The organism is Thermococcus sp. MAR1 (assembly GCF_012027305.1).
Taxonomy (GTDB): Archaea; Methanobacteriota_B; Thermococci; order Thermococcales; family Thermococcaceae; genus Thermococcus.
Genome location: NZ_SNUF01000001.1, coordinates 1,251,618 through 1,269,934, shown reverse-complemented (window position 1 = coordinate 1,269,934; position 18,317 = coordinate 1,251,618). Strand labels below are relative to the sequence as shown.

The window sequence follows — 18,317 nt, the reverse complement described above, 5'->3', positions numbered from 1 at the left end:
GAATGGCTACACGGTGAAGGACGTGCCCGTGAACCTAGATGACCTGAAGGAGAACATCTGGGAGTATATAGAAACTGGAGAAGACGCTTTCAAGAAGGGCAGGTACAACTCCGCGTCAATTCTGTATTTCAAGGCTCTCGTGGGAATATGTGACTACATTATCAAGCGGGATTTGAACCTAGAACCCAAGAATCACGGTGAGCGATTTGCAATTTTGAGGCTCCATTACCGTGACCTATACCGTATCGTCAGTAAGTTCTTTGATTTCTACAGGGATGCATATGAGAGGAGGCTCACGAGGGACGAGGTGGGGGCGTTGAGGAATGAGGTTCTCAAACTTGCCGACAAGATTAAGTGAACTGGAAAAGGTTGCGGAGGACTTTAGGAGGAAGCATGAGAGGGTCTTTGACGTGATCCTCTATGGCTCCGTGACTCAGGGGAAAGAAGCCCCAAACGATCTCGACTTCATGGTGCTCCTCACCGGAGCAAATGATGTGGAGAGGTTTGAACTTGCCTTCGAGTTCAAGGAGATGCTGATTGACAGGGGATTCCCACATGAAAGGCTGGACGTTAAGGCGATGAGCCTTGAGCAGATGTGGGATCCGAACTACCTCGCCGTTCCAGGGCTGATTATCACCGGCTATTCGCTTATCAGGAGGCGTCCCCTTCATGAGTTGATGAACGGTGAGGGGTATGCGTTGTTCATCCTCGATGTCCGCGGAATGACAAAAAACGAAAAGAACAAGTTCAGCTTCGCACTCAGGGGTAGAGATGGAAAAACTGGGATATTGAGAGACCTGGGGGGACGCTATCTCGCCCCGTGGGTGGTTCTCCTCCCCGTGGAGGTCACCTACAGCTTCAAGGAGTTTCTGAAAATGTGGAAGGTACCTTACGAGCTCTACCTGATGTTTGGAACCCTCTACGAGTCAAAGGACTGGAGGATTGAAGAGGGTATCGTGAGACCTTAACCTTAAGTTGAGGAAAGCTTCATATATAATTCCCCCGCTTTCGTCAATCATGAAGGCAGTGGCGCTCTTAAGTTCGGGCATTGACTCGCCTGTTGCAGTTTATCTCATGCTTAGAAAGGGCTTTGAAGTGACCCCCGTTCACTTCAGGCAGAGTTCCAAGAAGGAGTCCAAGGTTTTTGAGCTCTGCGAGATTCTTGGAAGGTACGGAAGACTGAACGAGCCAGTTATAGTTGATACCTACGAGGAGCAGGCTCCGGTGTTCTCAAAGCTCGCCGAGATGGGAAAGGCCAAGTGGACGTGCCTCTTCTGTAAATACATGATGCTCAGGAAGGCGTGCAGGGTGGGACATGAGATCGGTGCCATGGCCATAGTAACCGGCGACAGCCTTGGCCAAGTGGCTTCCCAGACACTTGACAACCTCATGATAATAAGCATCGCGAGCGATTTGCCCATTCTGCGGCCGCTCATAGGGCTGGACAAGGAGGAGATAGTGGGAATCGCCAGGGAGATAGGGACGTTCGAGATAAGTATCGAGCCTGAAGAGCCGTGCCCCTTCGTTCCAAGGTATCCTGTTGTTAGGGGCTCGCTCGGAGAGTTCGAGAGGATAAAGGAGAAGCTCGTGAGGAAAGGGGTGCTTTGATTACCCAATTCTGTCCATAACTGTTCGTTTTAGGAAAGTTTTTAAAGCCCCCTTCCAACCCGTTTCCGGTGATGGCAAATGAACGTGTTTAACAGCACACTGGAGCTTTACGAGAAGTACAAGCCGACCCCCCTGGTCAGACTCTCAGCCGAGAGGGGGGATGTCTTTTGCCAAGCTGGAGTTCTTTAACCCCTTCAGCAGGAGCATAAAGGACAGGGCCGTTTTTAACATGCTTATGAAGGCCCTGGAGCGCGGGGACATCAACGGCACGAAAAGACTTTTTGAGGCAACCTCCGGCAACGTCGGGATTTCTCTGGCGGCTTTGAGCAACGTTTTTGGCATCGAGTTCAGGGCATATCTGCCGAAGCCAACGCCCAAGGCCACGCAGGTTCTCCTGAAGGTTCTCGGTGCGGAGGTCGTCATGAGTGACTTCGAGACCATAGACCCTGCCATGGTTCAGTACGTCGTCGAAGAGGCGAAGAAGGCCGGAGCAGCTAACCTCAATCAGTTCGAAAACGACGACAACTTTCTGGCTCACCGCTTAACCGCCAGGGAGATAGAGGAACAGCTGAGGAGCATAGGGAAAACCCCCGACGTCATAATAGCAGGCATAGGCACTTCGGGCCACATAGCAGGCATAGCGAGCTACTTCAAGGAGCGCTACGACACGCAGGTTATCGGCGTCGTTCCAGCGAAGGGTGAGAAGATACCCGGGATCAAGCGCCTTGAGACGAGGCCCAAGTGGTACTTCCAGGTTGAGATAGACAGGGTCGTGGAGATAACGAGAAAAGAGGCCATCGAAGGAGCTATCCGCGTCGCCAGAGGCGACGGCCTTCTCATAGGCCTAAGCTCCGGTGCCGTTTTCAGGGCCTATGGGAAGATCGCCGGAGAACTCGGCGAGAAGACCTACGTCCTCATCTTCCCGGACGATGGGTTTAAATACGTGGAGGTCTTTGAAAGCTACCTGGGGATGGTATGAGACGGCTTAGGGTTGCTTCCTCTCTCCTTTTTCTCAGCGGTTTTTTGCTCCTCTACTACACCTACTACCTAGCCTCGCCGATTTATCTTACCTTCGCGATATTCAACATGGGACTCGGATACGGTGTGGGGGTTGAAAACAGGACCGCAATCAAGGTCGCCCTCATATACGCCGGTGTAACGTTCTTCTTCTCCCTGCTGTTCCTAATAGCCGGCAACCCAATGGCCCTAGTCGAGGTGGCGATAAGCTTCTTCATAATCCACGACATCCTGAGCTACATCAAGGTGGTGATACAGGAAGAGGAAGCCGAAGAGGAGCCAGAAAGGAGCTCGGAAAATGAAGTGGATGGGGAATAGAACCCTTCACCTGATCTTCCTTGCGGGATTCTTCGCGATACTTGGTTCCACAATGAGCAAGTCCCCAACACTTCCTCTCTACGCTCAGAGCATAGGGCTCGGAAAGGGAGAAATTGGCCTCGTTGCAGCCGCATCAACCATGACGGGGATCTTCATAAACTTCACATCGGGCCTTCTCAGCGATCTCTACGGAAGAAAGAGGCTCCTCAAGATGAGCGGTTTCGTTTTTCTCAGTGCACCGTTGCTGTACTTTCTTGCGGGCGATGCTTTAACCCTCGCCCTTGTCAGGGTTTACTACGGCGTCGCAACCGCAATCTTCGTCCCGGTATCCTTTGCCCTGGTCAGCGACCTTTATCCCCATAGTAAGGGCACCTTTATGGGGTTCCTGAGCTCGTCAACCCTCGTCGGCCGCGCCCTTGCCCCCGTCATCGCGGGGAGCATTATCTACTTCCTTGGGTTTTCCGTCGTCTTCATCCTCTGTTCGCTGACTGGACTGGCCGTTTTTGTCCTCACCTTCAGATTCCCTGAGACTAGGGGCGAGCCCGAGAGGTTTGAGTTCACGTTCAGCGGGGAGCTTCTCTTGATTGGCCTCCTAGATGCGGCAGTATACATGGCCTACCAGGGCATAGAAACGTTCCTGCCCCTCTTCTACTACCTCCAGAACAAGGCATGGCTCTCCGGGCTGATACTGACGGTGGAGATCGCCATAATGGCGGTTGTTAAACCCTACGCGGGGTATCTCAGCGATAGGATTGGCAGGACGAAGCCGATAGCGGTGGGCATGACGATGGTTGGCCTGGCGATGTTCATGCTTGCCCTCTCGGATTCCCTTCCGCTGGTGGTTCTGGGTGCGGTGGTCTTTTCGGTGGGCGCCTCGATAAGCGAGGCCTCAACGAAGCCCCTGGCCACGGAAGTCTCGAAGCTTCGTGGAACTGCATTGGGCTTTTTGGAGAGCATAAAGGACATCGGCCAGGCGCTGGGGCCGATTTTGATAGGGTTCCTTGGCCTTAGTGGAGGTTTTACGTTCATAGGGATATTCGGAATCCTCTCACTGGGACTGTTTCTTCTCTCCCGCTCAAGAAAGAAAACCTGAAAAAAAGAGGGATCAGGCGCACCTCTCCCTGTACTCAGTGTTTATCTCGTCCTTCTTCTCGGTCGGCTCCTTGACGATTATCCTGGCGTCAACGACAACGGCACCCTTGCCCTTCTCGTAGACGAAGACCGGGTTAAGATCCATCTCCTTGATGTAGTCCCTGAGGTCGTTGACCAGGTCGCTGACCTTGAGGAGGAGGTTGACTATGGCGTCTATGTCGGCCGGCTCCTCGCCCCTCGCCCCGGCGAGAATCGGATAGCTCTTTATCTCCTGGATCATCTTCCTGGCGTCGCGCTCGGTTATCGGCACTATACGGAAGGTGACGTCCTTGAGAACCTCCACGAAGATTCCACCTAGGCCGAACATTATTGCATGCCCGAACTGGGGGTCCTCGGTGACGCCTATGATTATCTCCCTTCCAACCTTGAGCATCGGTGCGATGAGGACACCGAGTATCTCGGCGTCCGGGCGGTATTTGCGCGCGTTCTCGTGGATGAGCTCCCACTTCTCCTTCAGCTCATCGGGGGTCTTGATGTTGAGAAGGACGACTTTGGCGTCGCTCTTGTGGAGAATCTGCGGGGACATCAGTTTCATAGCGACGGGATAGCCGATTTCTTCCGCATAACGGAGTGCCTCATCAAGGGTCTTGGCGAGCTTTTCCTCCGGAACCGGGAGTCCGTAGGCTTTGAGAACCTGCTTTGCCTCGTACTCAACGAGCGAAGTCCTTCCGGACTTCAAAACCTCTTCAATAACTTTAAGGGCTTCCTCCTTCATGATACCACCACCGGAAGATTGGGGGATTAGGCCCCCCTCCTGAGGTATTCAGCGTACTTAACAAGGCCCGCCAGGGCTCTAACTCCCCTTTCGGGGGTCGGGTAAACTGGAACCCCCTTGTCCTCCAGGAGCCTTGCGTAGTGGTCGGTCTTTTTACCGCCCATGGCAACGGCAACGATTGGCTTGTCGCTCTTCTTCTGGTACTCGGCTAGGATGTCGATTATCTTTTCCTCCTCAAGGAGCGGAACCTGGAAGAGGACTATGACGAGGATAGCATCGACGTTCGGGTCATTGACGAAGCCCTCGATGGCGATCCTATACCTCTCGGCGTCGGTGTCGCCGACGACGTCGGTCGGGTTGCCAGCTACGGCGTGCGGCGGGAAGTTCTCCCTGAGGAACTTGAGCGTCTCTTCGCTGAGGTCGGCCATCTTGAGGCCGAACTTCGCTACCGCATCGCTGGCCATGACGCCCGCTCCACCGCCGTCGGTAATGATGCCTATCCTGTCGCCCTTCGGGAGCTTGTCCTTGAGTGCGGCAAAGGCCTTTGCGAGGTCGAACATGTGCTCGAAGTCCTCGGCGCGGATTATTCCGGTCTGCTTGAAGACGGCATCGTAAATAGTGTCGGCTCCAGCCAATGAACCCGTGTGAGAAGAGGCTGCCTTGGCACCGTACTCGGTCCTTCCGCTCTTGAGGGCTATGACCGGCTTGACCTTGGTTATCCTCTTTGCTGCTTCAATGAACTTCCTTCCGTCCTTGACGCCCTCGATGTAGAAGGTGACGACGTTTATGCCATGGTCGTGGATGAAGTAGTCCATCAAATCGGCATCATCAACGTCGAGCTTGTTGCCGTAGCTGACCATCTTGCCTATTCCTATGCCCGCCATGGCCGCCCAGTCGAGCATGGCTGCCGCAAAGGCACCGCTCTGGCTGACGAAGGCTATCGGTCCGCTCTTCGGCCTGTCCATCTTGCTCTCGGGCAGGAAGACGGTATCAACGCCAGTGTCTGGGACGTAAACACCGACACAGTTCGGACCGATGACCCTTATCCCGTTCTCCCTGGCTATCTCAAGAATCTCGCGCTCCAGCTTCTTTCCTTCCTCGCCGAGCTCACCGAAGCCGCCGGTGATGATGATAACTGACTTTATTCCCTTCTTCGCTATCTGCCTCATTGTATCTGGAACGAACGGGGCCGGAATCGAAATGACCGCCAGGTCCGTGTCCTCTGGGAGCTCTTCAACACTCTTGTAGACCTTGTAACCCTCTATCTCGTCGAGCTTGGGGTTAACAGGGTATATGTTGCCCTTGAAGATTCCGCGCTCCTTGTTCATCTTGAAGTTCTCAAAGATGACGTTTCCAACTTTACCCTTCTTGTTGGTTGCGCCGATGATAGCGACCGCCTTCGGGTCGAAGAAGGGCCTCATTTCCTCAACTATCTTTTCCGCCATTGGTATCCCTCCGTCAGAAACTGCTTCTCGCAAGAACTTCATTTTAAATGTATAAAAGAGTTGCGTTTTGTAAAAATTGGACGCCAATGAACTGAAACGTCCATCAATGCAGGCTTTTCAAAAATTCGAGGCTTCTCCTGGCAGATTCGATGTCGTTGACTTCAAGCGCCCACGTCACCCTTGGGAGCTTTGGAATCAGCCTGACCCAGGGGACAGTTCCATCGCCCAGGGCCAGGTGCTCGTCTTTATCCCCGGAGTTGTCGTGGAGGTGGACGTGAACGATTTTATCCCCAAAGAGATCGAGGAAACGTTCAAAGTTCCTCGTTGTGGTGTTTAGGTGCCCAACGTCGAAAGTCACCCCTATATCGACGTCATCGAGTATTTCCCACAGCCTCTCGCAGGTCTGCGCATCGAGGATTGGGAAGCGGGGCATGTTCTCGACGCCAATCTTTATTCCGTATTCAAGCCCCCACTCGGAGATTTTCCTCAGGGATTTCCTGTGTATCTCCAGGTACTTTCTCCTGTTCTTCACGCTGACCGGCGAACAGTGCCCGGGATGTATCGTGACGGAGAGTGCGTCGAGCTCGGCCGCCAGTTCGATTGTTTCATGGATTATCTCCAGCGAGGTTCTCCTCAGCCTGTCGTTGAAGGAGCCTATGTTGACGTCGCTGAAGGGTGCATGGACCGTTCTTTTCATACCCCATCCATCAAGAACCTCGGCGAAGAGGCGGTAGCTGTTCCCCGTCAGGTAGTGGGGCCATTCACTCAGGATCTCAACGAAATCAAAGCCAAGCTTTTTCGCCCTGCCTACCCATTCCTCAAATCCGAGGAGGTTTCTTCCGGGATAGGCCGTCATGGAGAGACCTATCATTCAACCACCCACCATGAGCTTGGCCATCAGCACGACGTATATCGTGCCGAATATATCGCTGTTGTTCGAGATGAGCGGTATCGCCACGTGGTCGGGGTCTATGTTCTTCCTGAAGAGGAAGTAGGAGACCGTGTACGAGTAGAGCATGATGAACAGTACCATGAACGGATAAGTGAGAACTATCAACCACGCGGAGCCCGGAACCGTCATCCCGGTAGTCAGCTTCACCAGGGCGATACCTATGAGGAGCTTCGTCGCTCCAATGATGGGCGCCGTCGTGAAGAGCGCCAGGATGTCTGTGAGGGGCTTCCAGCAGACGAAGCTCTCTATCTCACCGAGGTGGAGCTTGGTAGAGGTTTTTGCAGCTATTATAGAGCCATAGTTTCCAAAGCTGCTGAGGAGAGAGGGGTATATGAAGCTCAGTATAACCGACGCCTGAATTACCCCGCTGAACCTCGCGAGTATCGAACCCGATACCGTCGAGAGGAGCGCCAGCCCGGTTATCGTTATGAAGACCTGCTTGAGCTCAACGAACTCCGCCTTCCTGACCCGGCTTATAGCAGCCACGGCGGCAAAGAGAGCCAGCACTGCGTAGTTGAAGAGCCTGAATCCCTCCGGTGAGCGTTCTATGAGGAGGATGAACAGCACCAGTGAAGGAACAGTCAGGAAATCGCCCATTGAAGCGACCAGCGGTGCTGCAACGCTGTCCGGGTCGGTACCGCGCTTGAACGCGAATATCGTGACGAAGGAGGTGAAGTAGCCGAGGATGAAGGACACGAGTATCGTGGAGGTGACCACTATGAGGAGGACGTCAAGGGCGTTCTTCTTTACCCCAGTGGCAACACCTATGGCCCACAGCAGAACTATAGGGATGAGCGAGATGAGCATCCGCAGGACTATCTCCTTGAGAACCTTCCTGTCCCGAAGGGAGGGTTCGAGGTCACCGAGGTAGAGCATGGTCGAGAAGCGCGATGCCATCGAGCCGAAAACGTTGCCGCGAAGGCCCATTATACCCGGCAGGACCACCAGAAGACCTGGAAACTGGGTTCTCATGATCTCGAAGTACTTACCCAGAAACGTACCGCCGAACAGGCCGAATATCTGTGATGTGAACAGGGACGGTAGCGTAACCCTGTAGGCTTCCTTGACCTTTTCCTTCAGCTCCCCCGTAATCTCGCCGATCACTGCCATCACTCTCCATAGCCCTCACCCCGTAGACGTTGACCTTTGCGGGTATTAAACTTTTCGAAGGCGAAAACTAAATAAGATTTCCCCTCCTTCCCCACATCGGTGAGAGCCGGGTGGAAGAGTGGGACGAAATCGAGGTTCCAAGGAACGTTAAGGACATCTTCGTTGAAATGAAGAACACCGCAGAGCTGATGGTTGACCTGGCCTACTCCTCCATACTCTTCAACGAGGAGGAGATGGCCGAGGAGGTACTCGAGCTTGAGGAGTACCTCGACCTGCTCAACTACCACCTGATGGTACACGCGGTTCTGGCCGCGAGAAGCCCCAGGGAGGCGGAGCAGATAACGTCCATCCTCCACATGGCGCACGCCATAGACGACATGTCGAACGCCGCCGCTGACCTCGCAAAAATGGTCATCGACGGCGTCGAGCTCCACCCCGTGATCACCGAGGCGATACTGGGGAGCGAGGAGATAATAGGCAAAATCTACGTCTCCGCCGATTCAATACTCGTGGGTAGAACCCTTGAGGAGCTCGACCTAGCAACCAACACCGGCGTCTGGATAGTGGCGGTGAGGAGAGGCAAACGCTGGATTTTTGACCCCGACGGGGATTTCAAAATCTTCCCAGGTGACATACTCATCGGTAGGGGTACGAACACATCCATAGACTACCTTAAGGAGATAGCGAGGGGCAACATCAAGGTGATTGGCAATGAGTGAGCTTGAGGAAATTAAGAACTGCCTCATAGAGATGAAAGACCTGTCATCTCTAATGGTGGATTTAGCCTTCTCCTCCGTCATGTACAACAGCGAGGACATAGCTGAGGAGGTCTATCTCCTCGAAGAGCGCATGGACGAGCTGACCCTCAAGGTCAAGAAGCTGGCCCTCCTGCTGGCCAAGAAGGAGGACGACCCCCTCAGACTTCTCAGCGTCATGGACATGGCCGAGATAAACGAGCAGATAAGCGATGCCGCCTACAAGATTTCTGACCTCGTGCTGAGGGACGTTGAGCCCCATCCGATAATCAGGAGGATTATGGAGGACACTGAGGAGGAGCTCGGCAGGGTAACTGTTCACAAGGGCTCGGTTCTGCACGGCAGGACACTTGAACAGCTCAAGCTCCCCAGTAAAATAGGAACTAGGATACTGGCAATAAAGCGCGGGAGCAGGTACATCTACAATCCAGGCAGAAACGACACAATACAGGAGGGCGACGTTCTCATAGCGGTTGGCTCCGACCTCGACAAGCTGAGGAAGCTGGCCGGCGAGGAAGTGGAGGAGGAAGAGTGAATCATTTCTTTGAATTTCCCTTTATGTCCGCATCAGTCACCAGGCCCTTCGCGTAGGGGCAGAGCTCTCTGAGGGGACACTCATCGCACTTCGGCCTTATTGGTTTGCATATTGACCTCCCGTGGTCCACCATTGCGTGGTTCACGTAAATCCACTTCTCGTAGGGAATCAGCTTTGCAAGATACTCCTCAACCTTCTCCGGCTGAACGCGCGGCGGAGCCAAACCAAGTCGCTTGCTTATCCTGTTCACGTGTGTATCCACTGGAATGGCCTGCCTTCCGAAGCCATAAGCTAAGACTATGTTGGCGCACTTTCTTCCGATTCCAGGGAGCTCCATCAGCTTTCTAATGTCGTCTGGAACCTTTCCGTCATACTTTTCGAGGATTATCTGCGAGGCCTTTACAATCCACTCGCCCTTGGTCTTCCAGAGGCCGACCCCGTTCTTCCTCAGAAACTCCTGCATCTCCTCGACCGGTGTGTTGGCTATCTCCCGGATGTCTCCGTATTTCTCAAACAGCCTCTCCCAGACCTTGTAGGTTACCTCGTCCCTCATGCGCTGTGAGATTATGCAGTGGATTAAGGTCCTGTAGGGGTCGCCGATGAGGAGCTTCTCCCTCGGATAAGTTTCCATCAGAATCTCGACGATTCTCTCCGCACGCTTTCTCTTCTCCTCCCAGCTTTCATCGAAGGTGAACTTTTCAAGGCTTAACGAGCCTGATTTTTCTTTCTCCATGGATTATCACCACCCTTCCTTTGGAAACCCTAACTTTGTTAAGGTTCTCGAACTCATCGCTATAAATCTTTTGCCCGTCCTGGTTCAGAATCAGAACCTTCCTCTCGAGCACAACAACGAAGCCACCATCGAAGGGGATAACCTCCTTAACCGGTTCATCGAACTCAAAATCAATGACTTCAACCTCCCCATGCGAGAACTCTATCCTCGTGTTCCTTCTGACTTTCAGCGGCGAGGGCTCCGCAAGGACGACCTCGAATCGGAGGGGCTTTCCGAGGAGCTCAACTTCGATTTCCTCACCTGTCCTGAGTTCTTCCCCCATGAGCTTGCTCTTTATGACCTCGCTGAAATCGGCCGGCAGCTCGGCCTCAAAGAGGGGCTTGAGAACCAGCCTCATCTCATCACCCGTGAGTACTCTGAGGGAAGGTTTATAAGGATGACATATCGAACGATATATCGGTGGAGAAAATGGAGCGCCCAAGTTTTCGCGGTCATATGAAGGTACTTATCCTCGACCTCCTCCGGGAGCCGATGCACGGCTACGGCATAATGGCGGAGCTGGAAGAAAGGTACGGTATGAAGCTCAGCGCTGGCACGGTCTATCCAATCCTCGCGTCCCTGAAGAAGAGTGGGCTCATTGAGGTGGCCGGCAGGGGGGAGAGGGAGAAAAAAACCTACGTGATCACAGAGAAGGGACTGGAGTACCTCTCGGAGCACGCGGAAGAGCTAATTGAGGCAAAACGAAGAATGAGCGCCTACAAGGCGTTCCTTGAGCTGGGGGGCGACGAGCTGAGGATGGCGTTCAGGGAGCTCTTTGAGTCGATGGATGACCTGACGGACGAGCAGAGGGAGGAGATCAAGGAGCTGTTCACCGGTTGCGCGAAGAAACTCAGGCTGATTCTACTTGGAGGTGGACGGTATGAACGCGATTGAGGTTGAGAACCTGGTGAAGAAGTACGGGGATTTTGAGGCCGTTAAGGGAATATCCTTCAACGTGAGACGGGGCGAGATATTTGCCTTTCTGGGTCCCAACGGGGCCGGGAAGACCACAACCGTCCACGTCCTCACGACCCTGCTCAAGCCGACCTCCGGAAAGGCCATAGTTGCCGGCCACGACGTCCTTAAGGAGCCGATAGCGGTTAGGAAGAAGATAGGCATAGTCTTCCAGGACCCGAGCGTTGATAGAGAGCTTACCGCCTATGAGAACATGCTTATCCACGGCAGGATATACGGGGTCAAGGAGCTGAGGGAGAAGATAGAGCGCCTCCTCAAGTTCGTCGAGCTGTGGGAGTTCCGAGACAGACCTGTCAAGACGTTCTCCGGCGGAATGCAGAGAAGGCTTGAGATAGCGCGCTCCCTCCTTCACGAGCCCGAAATACTGTTCCTCGATGAGCCCACGATAGGCCTCGACCCGCAGACCAGGGCCCACATCTGGGACTACATAAGGGCCATGAAGGAAGAGCACAACATGACGATTTTCCTCACGACGCACTACATGGACGAGGCGGAGCAGTTAGCTGACAGGATAGCGATAATGGACCACGGAAAGATAATCGCCGAAGGAACGGCTGAAGAGCTGAAGAAACTTGTCGGCAACGACATAATCTACCTGAAGCTCCAGGCAAGGGAGGACCTCAAGTGCCTCAAAGCGGATTTCATCAAGGGCTGCAGGCTTTTACCCGACGGGAGGGTTCGCCTTGACGTGGACAACGCCGCTGAAGCCCTTCCCAGGCTCTTCGAGCTGGCAAAGGAATCGGGTGTCAAAATCCTTGAGGTCACCTATCACCGGCCGACGCTCAACGACGTCTTCCTGCATCTGACGGGCAGAGAGATCAGGGACGAAGGCGGGGAGCAGAACGTGGCAAGGATGATAATGAAAGCCCGTATGAGGAGGTGATGGCATGCAGGTCTTTTTCACCATGATATACCGCGAGCTGAAGCGCTTTTCCCGCTCACGGGCGAGGGTCATTGGGAGCATAATCAATCCTCTCATCTGGCTCATATTCTTCGGAAAGGGCTGGAGCGGTGTCTTCGACAACCCGTTTGCGTCTCAGATATTCGGCGGCGTTGACTACATGACTTACCTTGTGCCGGGAATAATAGCGATGACGGTCTTCAACATGAGCTTCATGCAGGGCATAACGCTCATCTGGGACAAGCAGTTCGGCTTCCTGAAGGAGATTTTGGTAGCTCCCGCGAGCAGGACCGAGGCGATACTCGGCAGGATCACCGGGGGAGCGCTCATGGCCATGATACAGGGCGTCATAATCCTGGTCCTCAGCTTCGCCCTTGCCGACCTCAAAGTGAGCGGAATCCTCCCTGCTCTCGGCCTTAGCTTCCTGGTGGGCCTCGCCATAGCCGGAATGGGGGTTGCAATAGCCCTCAAGATGAGCAGCATGGAAGGCTTCCAGATGATCGTCATGATGATAATGCTCCCCATGACCTTCCTCAGCGGAGCCTTCTATCCGATAAAGACGATGCCCGAGTGGATGCAGTGGTTGGCCAAGGTGAACCCGCTGACCTACGCCGTGGACGGCTCGCGCTATTATCTAGCCGGGGTTGAGCCGGCCTTTGGAATCGCAACGGACTGGGTCGTGCTCATTGGTCTGGCGGCGCTGTTCGCTGGAGTTGCCGCTCTCGGCTTCAGGAAGGCGACGATAGACTGAGAGGCACGCCCCTTTATTCCTCTTTTCAATCGAAATCCTTTTAATTTTCCAGGTTCTAAAAACCTCGATGCGAAATGGGTAGTGAAGTCCTCGCCGCGATCCTTCTGATGGTCGGCGTCCCTTTCTTCGGGATATATCCCACCTACCTCTTCAGGAAGGGACGGCTCTCACCGAAATCCCTGATGGTCTACCTGGCCTTCACAGCATGGGTCGTCATGCTGGCCTTTGGGGCAATCCTCGACAGCGGCTCCCTTGTAATCGGCTCCTTTGCATTAATGCTGCTCACCGCCGGCCTCGCGATTGCGTTCCGAAAGGAGATGCTGAGGGACGCCTACTCGGTGGAGGTCTCCCCGGACGAACCCCTCAGGCTCCGCTGGCTGGTAGCGCTCAACTCGTCGTTCTGGGTGTGGCTCGCGTACCGCCGCGGGGCAACGTTGGCGGCAGCTATCAACGTCATCACAACCTATCTAACCGTTCTAGGTACCATAGCCCTGCTGAATCACTTTCTCGGCGGCCACTTCTCCCTGAAATCCTTCGTGGTAGTCTACGCAGTTATAATGGTTTTTCAGTTCAGGAGTGTGTACAGGAGGCTCTACGAGAAAACGGGAATTGACTGAACGCGATACCCTTAAATCTCGAAGCGCGTAGGAAGGGCAGTGAGTTCGATGGTGGAAGGGGCCAAAGTGGAGGGAGAAGTCTCCAGACGGGAGGAACTGGAGGAGCTTGAAGAGGCCCTTGGCATAGCCGACCACGTACATAAGGTCTTCGTGATGGCGCTGATAGTTTCCACCATACTCACCGGAGTCATATGGATTTATGAGAGGACGGTGCATTCGAAGGCGGTTCCGATTCCCCTCGAGATACAGGCAATGGTGATCTTCCTTATTGCCTTCGCCGCGACCTTCTACATAACCAACGCGAGAACGATGAGGCACGGCTACGCAGTCACCGGAGCCGTTTTGCTGTTCCTGGCTCTCTGGGGTGTTGAGGCGGTTCTCAGCAGGGTCGAATCGGCGGAGGAAAGGGTGCTCATAGTCTCATCCCTCGCCCTTGGAATCGTAGGGCACGTTCTCTACTCTAACAGAAAACTAATGGAGCGGGTCGAGTGGCTCCTGATGCTGCTCCTCGGCGGAGTTTTAATCGCCGTGCTCCTCGTCTGGCTGTTCACCCTTCAAGCAGGTCCTTGAAGCGTTCGTAGCTGATCTTGAACGCCTCCAGGACGGGGAGCTTTTCACCGGCGAAGAAGCTGAGCATCGCGCCGCCGCCGGTGGAGACGTGGCTTATGCCCGTTATGTTGTGCTGGTATATGCTCGCTATCGAGTGGCCTCCCCCCACTATGCTGAAGGCCGGGCTCTCCCCTATCGCCCTGAAGACGCCGACGGTTCCTACCGCGAACTCCTCGCGCTCGAAGACCCCCATAGGCCCGTTGGCGACTATTATCTTTGCCCCCATGAGCACCTCTCGGTACTTCTCAACGGTCCTTGAACCTATGTCGAGTATGGGATACTCGTCGAACAGCCATTTCTCCTCGCTCAGCAGGTCAACCTCGACGCGCTCCCCCCTGTAATCAACGGCGAAATCAACGGGGGTTCTCACGTAGGGGTAGAACTCGTTGAGTATCTCCTCTGCCCAGTCCACCAGTTCGAGAAGGCCCTTTTTCTCCATAAACTCCAGGTTGGCATCGCCGAGGTGGAAGCCCTTGGCGAGGGTGAACACGTGACCTACCAGCCCGCCGGTGAGTATGACCTCGGCCCTGCCGTTCCTTAGAACGTTCTCGGCAACGCGGAGCGAGTCGTCAACCTTTGCACCGCCGAGCACGTAGACCCTCGGCCTCTCTCCGGTATTGTATGCTCGGGTAAGGGCATTAATCTCCCTTTCCATGAGGAAGCCCATAATCATGGGCTTCAGTCTTGCGAATCCTACCAGGGAGGGCTGACTCCTATGCGAAGCCGCGAAGGCATCGTTCACGACGTAATCTACCAGGGGCGCGAGTTTTCTCACAAAAAACGTCTTCTCGCAATCTTCAATCGGCTTGTATTTAACCTCCTCCGCGGCAAAGCGGAGGTTCTCTAACATGACGGCCTCGCCGGGCTCTAGGGCTTTTATCTTCTCGCGGGCGTATTTTCCGAAGATGTCCTCAACGTACTCGACCTCTTGGCCCAGAAGCCCGCTCAGTATCTCGGCGTGCTGCTCCGTGGTTATGTAGTCGCCCTTGTAGGGCTTGCTCTGGTGCGTCCCTATGACTAGTTTGGCCCCGTGCTCGAGGAGATATATTATCGTCGGAAGAACCGCTCTAAACCTGGCGTCGCTGATTATCCTTCCGTCCTTGACGGGGGAGTTGAGATCGGCCCTCAGAAACACTGTCCGGTTGTGATAGCTGAAGTCCGTGAGCCTGAACATTCCATCACCACACCGGTGTTAAATTCCTACCGTTAAAAACTTATTTTGAACACTTCTGGTGATAATGAATTTTCGGGGGAAAGAGATTTATAAAATGAGGTTCAAAAATATTCCAGTGTTCGATTTCACTTTCATAGGTGAGAATGATGCCGTGGACTCAGGATATAATAATGCTGGCACCCGAGGACGTTCTCATTGAAAACGTAATCGAACTGCTCAAGAGAATGGGTTTCAGGGAGTACGAAAAGGTCTCCAGCAAGAAGGACTGGGGAATAGACATCGTGGCCATAAGGGACGATCCAATAGCAGGCATGGAGAAGCTCGTCATAGCCGTTCACCGTAAGGGGCTCGCTTCGTCTCGCGACGTCAACGTCTTCGCTGGACTCGTGGACAAGTACAAGGCGGACAAGGGGATACTCATCTCGACCGCTGGCTTCACCAAGGATGCCAAGGTTCTCATCTCTCGCGAATACCGGGGAAGGATAATCCCATGGGATGGTGAGAAGCTCATTTCGCTCTTCCACAACTATTCGCTTGAGCCACCGGAGGAGCTCCTCAAGATGGCCGAGAGCGTCAAGAAGAAATCCGAGAAAAAGAGCCCCCTAAACGAGTTCGAGCTCGATGCCCCCCTCCTCTACGAGTTCTCCGCCCAGGATGTATTTAAGAAGGCCGCCTCCTTTGCTTCATCCAAGTACCCGATCAAGCCCTCCGAGATGAGCCTCCAGACCCTCTCCGTGACGCTCTCAAGCGCCTACATATTCTCTTGGTCCGTTGAAGGAGGGGAGGAGAAGGACAAGGCAGTGGTGTTCTCGGGGGAGGACATAGTCCTGCGCGCAACCGAGGACAAGAGGCTCAGCGTCCCGGTGACCAAGGCCCTCCTCAACGATTTCTCCTCCATTCAGGCGACCGAGAGGTACATAGAGGTTCCGATAAGCCCAAGCGAGGCGGTTCTGATACTCAAGGAACGGGCCGCCAGGGAACTGAGCGTCGCCGAGGGAAAGGTCTCAATTCACGAGCGGAAGAAGGTCTACGTTCCGAAGCTCGCCAAGCTCGACCTCAGGGTTGGTGAGAACACCGCAAAGGCCACAGTCAACCTGGAGAATGGCAAGGTCGAGTTCGAGATAAGCCCCCTCCCGGACGAGTACTTCGTCGGAAAGACCGAGGAGATAGTCCTCAAACAGACCGGGGAGGAAGTGCTCGAAAGGGAGCTGAAGAGGGACAAGGGCAAGGTGAAGATATCCGGCAGGACCAAGAGCTTCTTCTTCGAGATGACCTTTAACGAGTACACCGGAAAGCTCCTCAGCCTCGAGGCCCTGCTGAGCGACGAGGCGCTGGATGAACTTCTGCGGAAAGCCTACCCGAGCGGGAAGGTTATGAACCTTGAGAAGGGCAAGAAGGTTGCCGTTACTGACATTCTCCTCGACGACGGCATAGCTGTCCTCGAGGTTGACCTGACCACTGGGAAGCACTCAGAGGTTAGGAAGCTTCCGTCACCCCAGGAGGCCTTCAGAAACGCCAAGGAGGTCATAGAGGGCAACTTCCCTCTCAGGGACCTTGAGATGAAATCGTACCGCGTTCTGGAGCACAAGTACCTAGAACTGACCCTTGAGAGTCCAGATGGTAGGGCTGTGGTTAAGGTGGACGGCGCCACGGGCGACGTTCTGGACTACCTCGTCGAGATAAGCCCCGAACGCGCCAAGGAGCTGGTAGCCGGGAAGTATCCCGACTTTGAAATGACCTCCCTTGAAGAGAAGGAGGCGGAGTACGTACTCAAGGCCGAGAACGAAAAACACGTGGTGACAATACGGCTCAGCAAGGACGGCAAGCTCGTCGAGGAGGTTGACCGGGTCCTGAGGAAGAAGCTGGCAGAGAAGATGGCCCTGGAGCGCGCGAGGGAGATCGACGAAGAGGCGGGTATAGCCTCAATATCCCTGAACGACAACTGGGAGGTTGAGTTCACCGGCAAGACGAAGATTGGGACCCTGGTTCTCCACAGAGCCACAGGGGAAGTTCTCAAGGAGAACGTGCGCTTCACGGAGATGGCGATAGAGGCCATGTACCACGAGCACCTGAGGATGGCCTTTGGAGAGAGGGAGGTCAAGACAGAGAGGCTGACCCACTACAAGGACAAGGGGTACATAACCATCAAGGTCTCCGGCACTGAGAGGTTCTACTACGCACGGATAGACACCAGGACGGGGAAAATAATAAGCGAGGACATGGTGCCCATGAAGGGAATAACGGCAAAACTGAAGCAGATTCAGCTGGAGAGCAAATACAAGTGACTAAGCCATCAGCATGTTCTCTATCATTTTTATGGCTTCCACTATCTTTCGCTCTGGTTTCTCTTCGTTCTTGGGTATCTCCAGGTTTATGACGAGCCTCTCCTCCTTGCCCTCGTCGAAGTCATAGACCTCAAGCTCCTCGACCTCAACGTCCTCGAAGATGCTCTCTATCTCCGGGCTGATTATCTTCTTGTCGTTTCCGTAGACCTCGACGCGCACAACGTCCTCCGTCGTCGAGGCTATGACTATTATCTCGTACGCACCGACCTTTTTGGTGAAGCGGAGAACGCTCCCGTAGCCCTCGACCTCCTCTTTGAAGCCGAGCTGGTGCATGGTGCTCCTTATGGCCTCGGTCTTGCTCTTTATCCTGTTCAGAATCCTCTCGCGGAGTTTGTAGCTCTCTTGGAGGGCCTTCTTTATGCCCTCCCCGGCATCTTCTGTAGTGCCTTCCCAGATGCCGATGACCTTGATACCCGATGAGGTTGGTTTGAGTTCTACTTTGATTGAGTCTATATCAAAGTCTCGCAGGTCGTCTATTTTAAGCTCGCTTAGTGTGAGGATGTCGAACTCCATCCTCACGATGTTACCGAAGGCCTTGCCCTTGAACTTCACCTTCATCACCATGG

The 18,317-nt window shown here is 54.2% G+C and carries 22 protein-coding genes; 14 read left to right on the top strand and 8 right to left on the bottom strand.

Annotated elements, in window-relative coordinates; genetic code table 11:
* Window positions 1–13 precede the first annotated feature (13 nt).
* From E3E25_RS07205 to E3E25_RS07180, 6 genes are all read left to right on the top strand, one after another.
* Window positions 14–358 (top strand): hypothetical protein, encoded by a 345-nt coding sequence (locus tag E3E25_RS07205; protein ID WP_370456658.1) that lies wholly within the window; start codon window positions 14–16, stop codon window positions 356–358.
* Window positions 324–968, top strand: a complete 645-nt coding sequence (locus tag E3E25_RS07200) for a nucleotidyltransferase domain-containing protein (RefSeq protein ID WP_167892416.1) — start codon at window positions 324–326, stop codon at window positions 966–968. Before E3E25_RS07205 ends, E3E25_RS07200 begins: the two co-directional genes overlap by 35 nt.
* 49 nt (window positions 969–1,017) lie before the next feature.
* Window positions 1,018–1,608, top strand: coding sequence for a hypothetical protein (locus tag E3E25_RS07195; protein WP_167892415.1), 591 nt, complete (start codon window positions 1,018–1,020; stop codon window positions 1,606–1,608).
* A 160-nt stretch (window positions 1,609–1,768) separates the two neighbouring features.
* Complete coding sequence (locus tag E3E25_RS07190) at window positions 1,769–2,587, top strand: cysteine synthase family protein (RefSeq protein ID WP_167892414.1); 819 nt, start codon at window positions 1,769–1,771, stop codon at window positions 2,585–2,587.
* Window positions 2,584–2,943 carry a hypothetical protein gene (locus E3E25_RS07185; protein WP_167892413.1) on the top strand — a complete coding sequence of 120 codons (360 nt, stop codon included), beginning with the start codon at window positions 2,584–2,586 and terminating at the stop codon, window positions 2,941–2,943. Before E3E25_RS07190 ends, E3E25_RS07185 begins: the two co-directional genes overlap by 4 nt.
* Window positions 2,924–4,036 (top strand): MFS transporter, encoded by a 1,113-nt coding sequence (locus E3E25_RS07180; RefSeq protein WP_167892412.1) that lies wholly within the window; start codon window positions 2,924–2,926, stop codon window positions 4,034–4,036. Before E3E25_RS07185 ends, E3E25_RS07180 begins: the two co-directional genes overlap by 20 nt.
* Before the next feature lie 12 nt (window positions 4,037–4,048).
* Here the strand turns inward: E3E25_RS07180 and E3E25_RS07175 are convergent, their stop codons facing one another.
* The 4 genes from E3E25_RS07175 to E3E25_RS07160 all read right to left on the bottom strand — a co-directional run bounded on the left by E3E25_RS07175 (window position 4,049) and on the right by E3E25_RS07160 (window position 8,317).
* A complete protein-coding gene (locus tag E3E25_RS07175; protein WP_167892411.1) occupies window positions 4,049–4,810 on the bottom strand; it encodes an acetate--CoA ligase family protein in 762 nt (253 codons plus the stop codon).
* Between the two features lie 26 nt (window positions 4,811–4,836).
* Complete coding sequence (locus E3E25_RS07170; RefSeq protein WP_167892768.1) at window positions 4,837–6,255, bottom strand: acetate--CoA ligase family protein; 1,419 nt, start codon at window positions 6,253–6,255, stop codon at window positions 4,837–4,839.
* 103 nt (window positions 6,256–6,358) lie between these two features.
* Window positions 6,359–7,126 (bottom strand): sugar phosphate isomerase/epimerase, encoded by a 768-nt coding sequence (locus E3E25_RS07165; protein ID WP_167892410.1) that lies wholly within the window; start codon window positions 7,124–7,126, stop codon window positions 6,359–6,361.
* On the bottom strand, window positions 7,127–8,317 hold the full coding sequence (locus E3E25_RS07160; RefSeq protein WP_167892767.1) for a magnesium transporter: 1,191 nt from the start codon (window positions 8,315–8,317) through the stop codon (window positions 7,127–7,129).
* A gap of 110 nt (window positions 8,318–8,427) precedes the next feature.
* On the opposite strand from E3E25_RS07160, the gene E3E25_RS07155 reads away from it, so the two are divergent.
* Together E3E25_RS07155 and E3E25_RS07150 are read left to right on the top strand one after the other, a co-directional pair.
* Window positions 8,428–9,036, top strand: coding sequence for a potassium channel family protein (locus E3E25_RS07155; protein WP_167892409.1), 609 nt, complete (start codon window positions 8,428–8,430; stop codon window positions 9,034–9,036).
* Window positions 9,029–9,607 (top strand): potassium channel family protein, encoded by a 579-nt coding sequence (locus E3E25_RS07150; RefSeq protein ID WP_167892408.1) that lies wholly within the window; start codon window positions 9,029–9,031, stop codon window positions 9,605–9,607. Before E3E25_RS07155 ends, E3E25_RS07150 begins: the two co-directional genes overlap by 8 nt.
* 1 nt (window position 9,608) lies before the next feature.
* Here the strand turns inward: E3E25_RS07150 and nth are convergent, their stop codons facing one another.
* Together nth and E3E25_RS07140 are read right to left on the bottom strand one after the other, a co-directional pair.
* Window positions 9,609–10,340, bottom strand: a complete 732-nt coding sequence (gene nth, locus E3E25_RS07145; RefSeq protein WP_167892407.1) for an endonuclease III — start codon at window positions 10,338–10,340, stop codon at window positions 9,609–9,611.
* Window positions 10,306–10,737 carry an ATPase gene (locus E3E25_RS07140; protein ID WP_167892406.1) on the bottom strand — a complete coding sequence of 144 codons (432 nt, stop codon included), beginning with the start codon at window positions 10,735–10,737 and terminating at the stop codon, window positions 10,306–10,308. Before E3E25_RS07140 ends, nth begins: the two co-directional genes overlap by 35 nt.
* Before the next feature lie 71 nt (window positions 10,738–10,808).
* Here E3E25_RS07140 and E3E25_RS07135 point away from each other — a divergent pair, with 71 nt between their 5' ends.
* The 5 genes from E3E25_RS07135 (at window position 10,809) to E3E25_RS07115 (ending at window position 14,193) form a co-directional block, all read left to right on the top strand.
* Window positions 10,809–11,273 carry a PadR family transcriptional regulator gene (locus tag E3E25_RS07135; protein WP_167892766.1) on the top strand — a complete coding sequence of 155 codons (465 nt, stop codon included), beginning with the start codon at window positions 10,809–10,811 and terminating at the stop codon, window positions 11,271–11,273.
* Window positions 11,260–12,237: an ATP-binding cassette domain-containing protein gene (locus E3E25_RS07130; protein ID WP_167892405.1), complete on the top strand. Its 978-nt coding sequence runs from the start codon at window positions 11,260–11,262 to the stop codon at window positions 12,235–12,237. The genes E3E25_RS07135 and E3E25_RS07130 overlap by 14 nt, the downstream gene beginning before the upstream one ends.
* Before the next feature lie 4 nt (window positions 12,238–12,241).
* Entirely contained in the window at window positions 12,242–13,006 is a 765-nt protein-coding gene (locus E3E25_RS07125; RefSeq protein ID WP_167892404.1) for an ABC transporter permease, read from the top strand.
* Between the two features lie 74 nt (window positions 13,007–13,080).
* Window positions 13,081–13,623 carry a hypothetical protein gene (locus E3E25_RS07120; protein ID WP_167892403.1) on the top strand — a complete coding sequence of 181 codons (543 nt, stop codon included), beginning with the start codon at window positions 13,081–13,083 and terminating at the stop codon, window positions 13,621–13,623.
* Between the two features lie 48 nt (window positions 13,624–13,671).
* On the top strand, window positions 13,672–14,193 hold the full coding sequence (locus E3E25_RS07115) for a hypothetical protein (protein ID WP_167892765.1): 522 nt from the start codon (window positions 13,672–13,674) through the stop codon (window positions 14,191–14,193).
* Here the strand turns inward: E3E25_RS07115 and E3E25_RS07110 are convergent.
* Window positions 14,171–15,406 carry a phosphoglycerate kinase gene (locus E3E25_RS07110; protein ID WP_167892402.1) on the bottom strand — a complete coding sequence of 412 codons (1,236 nt, stop codon included), beginning with the start codon at window positions 15,404–15,406 and terminating at the stop codon, window positions 14,171–14,173. The genes E3E25_RS07115 and E3E25_RS07110 overlap by 23 nt on opposite strands.
* 146 nt (window positions 15,407–15,552) lie before the next feature.
* On the opposite strand from E3E25_RS07110, the gene E3E25_RS07105 reads away from it, so the two are divergent.
* The gene (locus tag E3E25_RS07105; RefSeq protein ID WP_206204618.1) at window positions 15,553–17,691 is read left to right on the top strand and encodes a restriction endonuclease; all 2,139 of its coding nucleotides are present in this window, start codon (window positions 15,553–15,555) and stop codon (window positions 17,689–17,691) included.
* Here the strand turns inward: E3E25_RS07105 and E3E25_RS07100 are convergent, their stop codons facing one another.
* Window positions 17,692–18,315 (bottom strand): hypothetical protein, encoded by a 624-nt coding sequence (locus tag E3E25_RS07100; protein ID WP_167892401.1) that lies wholly within the window; start codon window positions 18,313–18,315, stop codon window positions 17,692–17,694.
* Window positions 18,316–18,317 lie beyond the last annotated feature (2 nt).

Excerpts from the sequence above, each read along its gene's own strand:
- E3E25_RS07200 (WP_167892416.1), top strand. The coding sequence starts at position 324 with ATGAGGTTCTCAAACTTGCCGACAAGATTAAGTGAACTGGAAAAGGTT.
- E3E25_RS07195 (WP_167892415.1), top strand. The coding sequence starts at position 1,018 with ATGAAGGCAGTGGCGCTCTTAAGTTCGGGCATTGACTCGCCTGTTGCA.
- E3E25_RS07190 (WP_167892414.1), top strand. The coding sequence starts at position 1,769 with ATGTCTTTTGCCAAGCTGGAGTTCTTTAACCCCTTCAGCAGGAGCATA.
- E3E25_RS07185 (WP_167892413.1), top strand. The coding sequence starts at position 2,584 with ATGAGACGGCTTAGGGTTGCTTCCTCTCTCCTTTTTCTCAGCGGTTTT.
- E3E25_RS07180 (WP_167892412.1), top strand. The coding sequence starts at position 2,924 with ATGAAGTGGATGGGGAATAGAACCCTTCACCTGATCTTCCTTGCGGGA.
- E3E25_RS07175 (WP_167892411.1), bottom strand. The coding sequence starts at position 4,810 with ATGAAGGAGGAAGCCCTTAAAGTTATTGAAGAGGTTTTGAAGTCCGGA.
- E3E25_RS07170 (WP_167892768.1), bottom strand. The coding sequence starts at position 6,255 with ATGGCGGAAAAGATAGTTGAGGAAATGAGGCCCTTCTTCGACCCGAAG.
- E3E25_RS07165 (WP_167892410.1), bottom strand. The coding sequence starts at position 7,126 with ATGATAGGTCTCTCCATGACGGCCTATCCCGGAAGAAACCTCCTCGGA.
- E3E25_RS07160 (WP_167892767.1), bottom strand. The coding sequence starts at position 8,317 with ATGGCAGTGATCGGCGAGATTACGGGGGAGCTGAAGGAAAAGGTCAAG.
- E3E25_RS07150 (WP_167892408.1), top strand. The coding sequence starts at position 9,029 with ATGAGTGAGCTTGAGGAAATTAAGAACTGCCTCATAGAGATGAAAGAC.
- nth (WP_167892407.1), bottom strand. The coding sequence starts at position 10,340 with ATGGAGAAAGAAAAATCAGGCTCGTTAAGCCTTGAAAAGTTCACCTTC.
- E3E25_RS07140 (WP_167892406.1), bottom strand. The coding sequence starts at position 10,737 with ATGAGGCTGGTTCTCAAGCCCCTCTTTGAGGCCGAGCTGCCGGCCGAT.
- E3E25_RS07135 (WP_167892766.1), top strand. The coding sequence starts at position 10,809 with ATGGAGCGCCCAAGTTTTCGCGGTCATATGAAGGTACTTATCCTCGAC.
- E3E25_RS07130 (WP_167892405.1), top strand. The coding sequence starts at position 11,260 with ATGAACGCGATTGAGGTTGAGAACCTGGTGAAGAAGTACGGGGATTTT.
- E3E25_RS07125 (WP_167892404.1), top strand. The coding sequence starts at position 12,242 with ATGCAGGTCTTTTTCACCATGATATACCGCGAGCTGAAGCGCTTTTCC.
- E3E25_RS07120 (WP_167892403.1), top strand. The coding sequence starts at position 13,081 with ATGGGTAGTGAAGTCCTCGCCGCGATCCTTCTGATGGTCGGCGTCCCT.
- E3E25_RS07115 (WP_167892765.1), top strand. The coding sequence starts at position 13,672 with ATGGTGGAAGGGGCCAAAGTGGAGGGAGAAGTCTCCAGACGGGAGGAA.
- E3E25_RS07110 (WP_167892402.1), bottom strand. The coding sequence starts at position 15,406 with ATGTTCAGGCTCACGGACTTCAGCTATCACAACCGGACAGTGTTTCTG.
- E3E25_RS07105 (WP_206204618.1), top strand. The coding sequence starts at position 15,553 with ATGCCGTGGACTCAGGATATAATAATGCTGGCACCCGAGGACGTTCTC.
- E3E25_RS07100 (WP_167892401.1), bottom strand. The coding sequence starts at position 18,315 with ATGGTGATGAAGGTGAAGTTCAAGGGCAAGGCCTTCGGTAACATCGTG.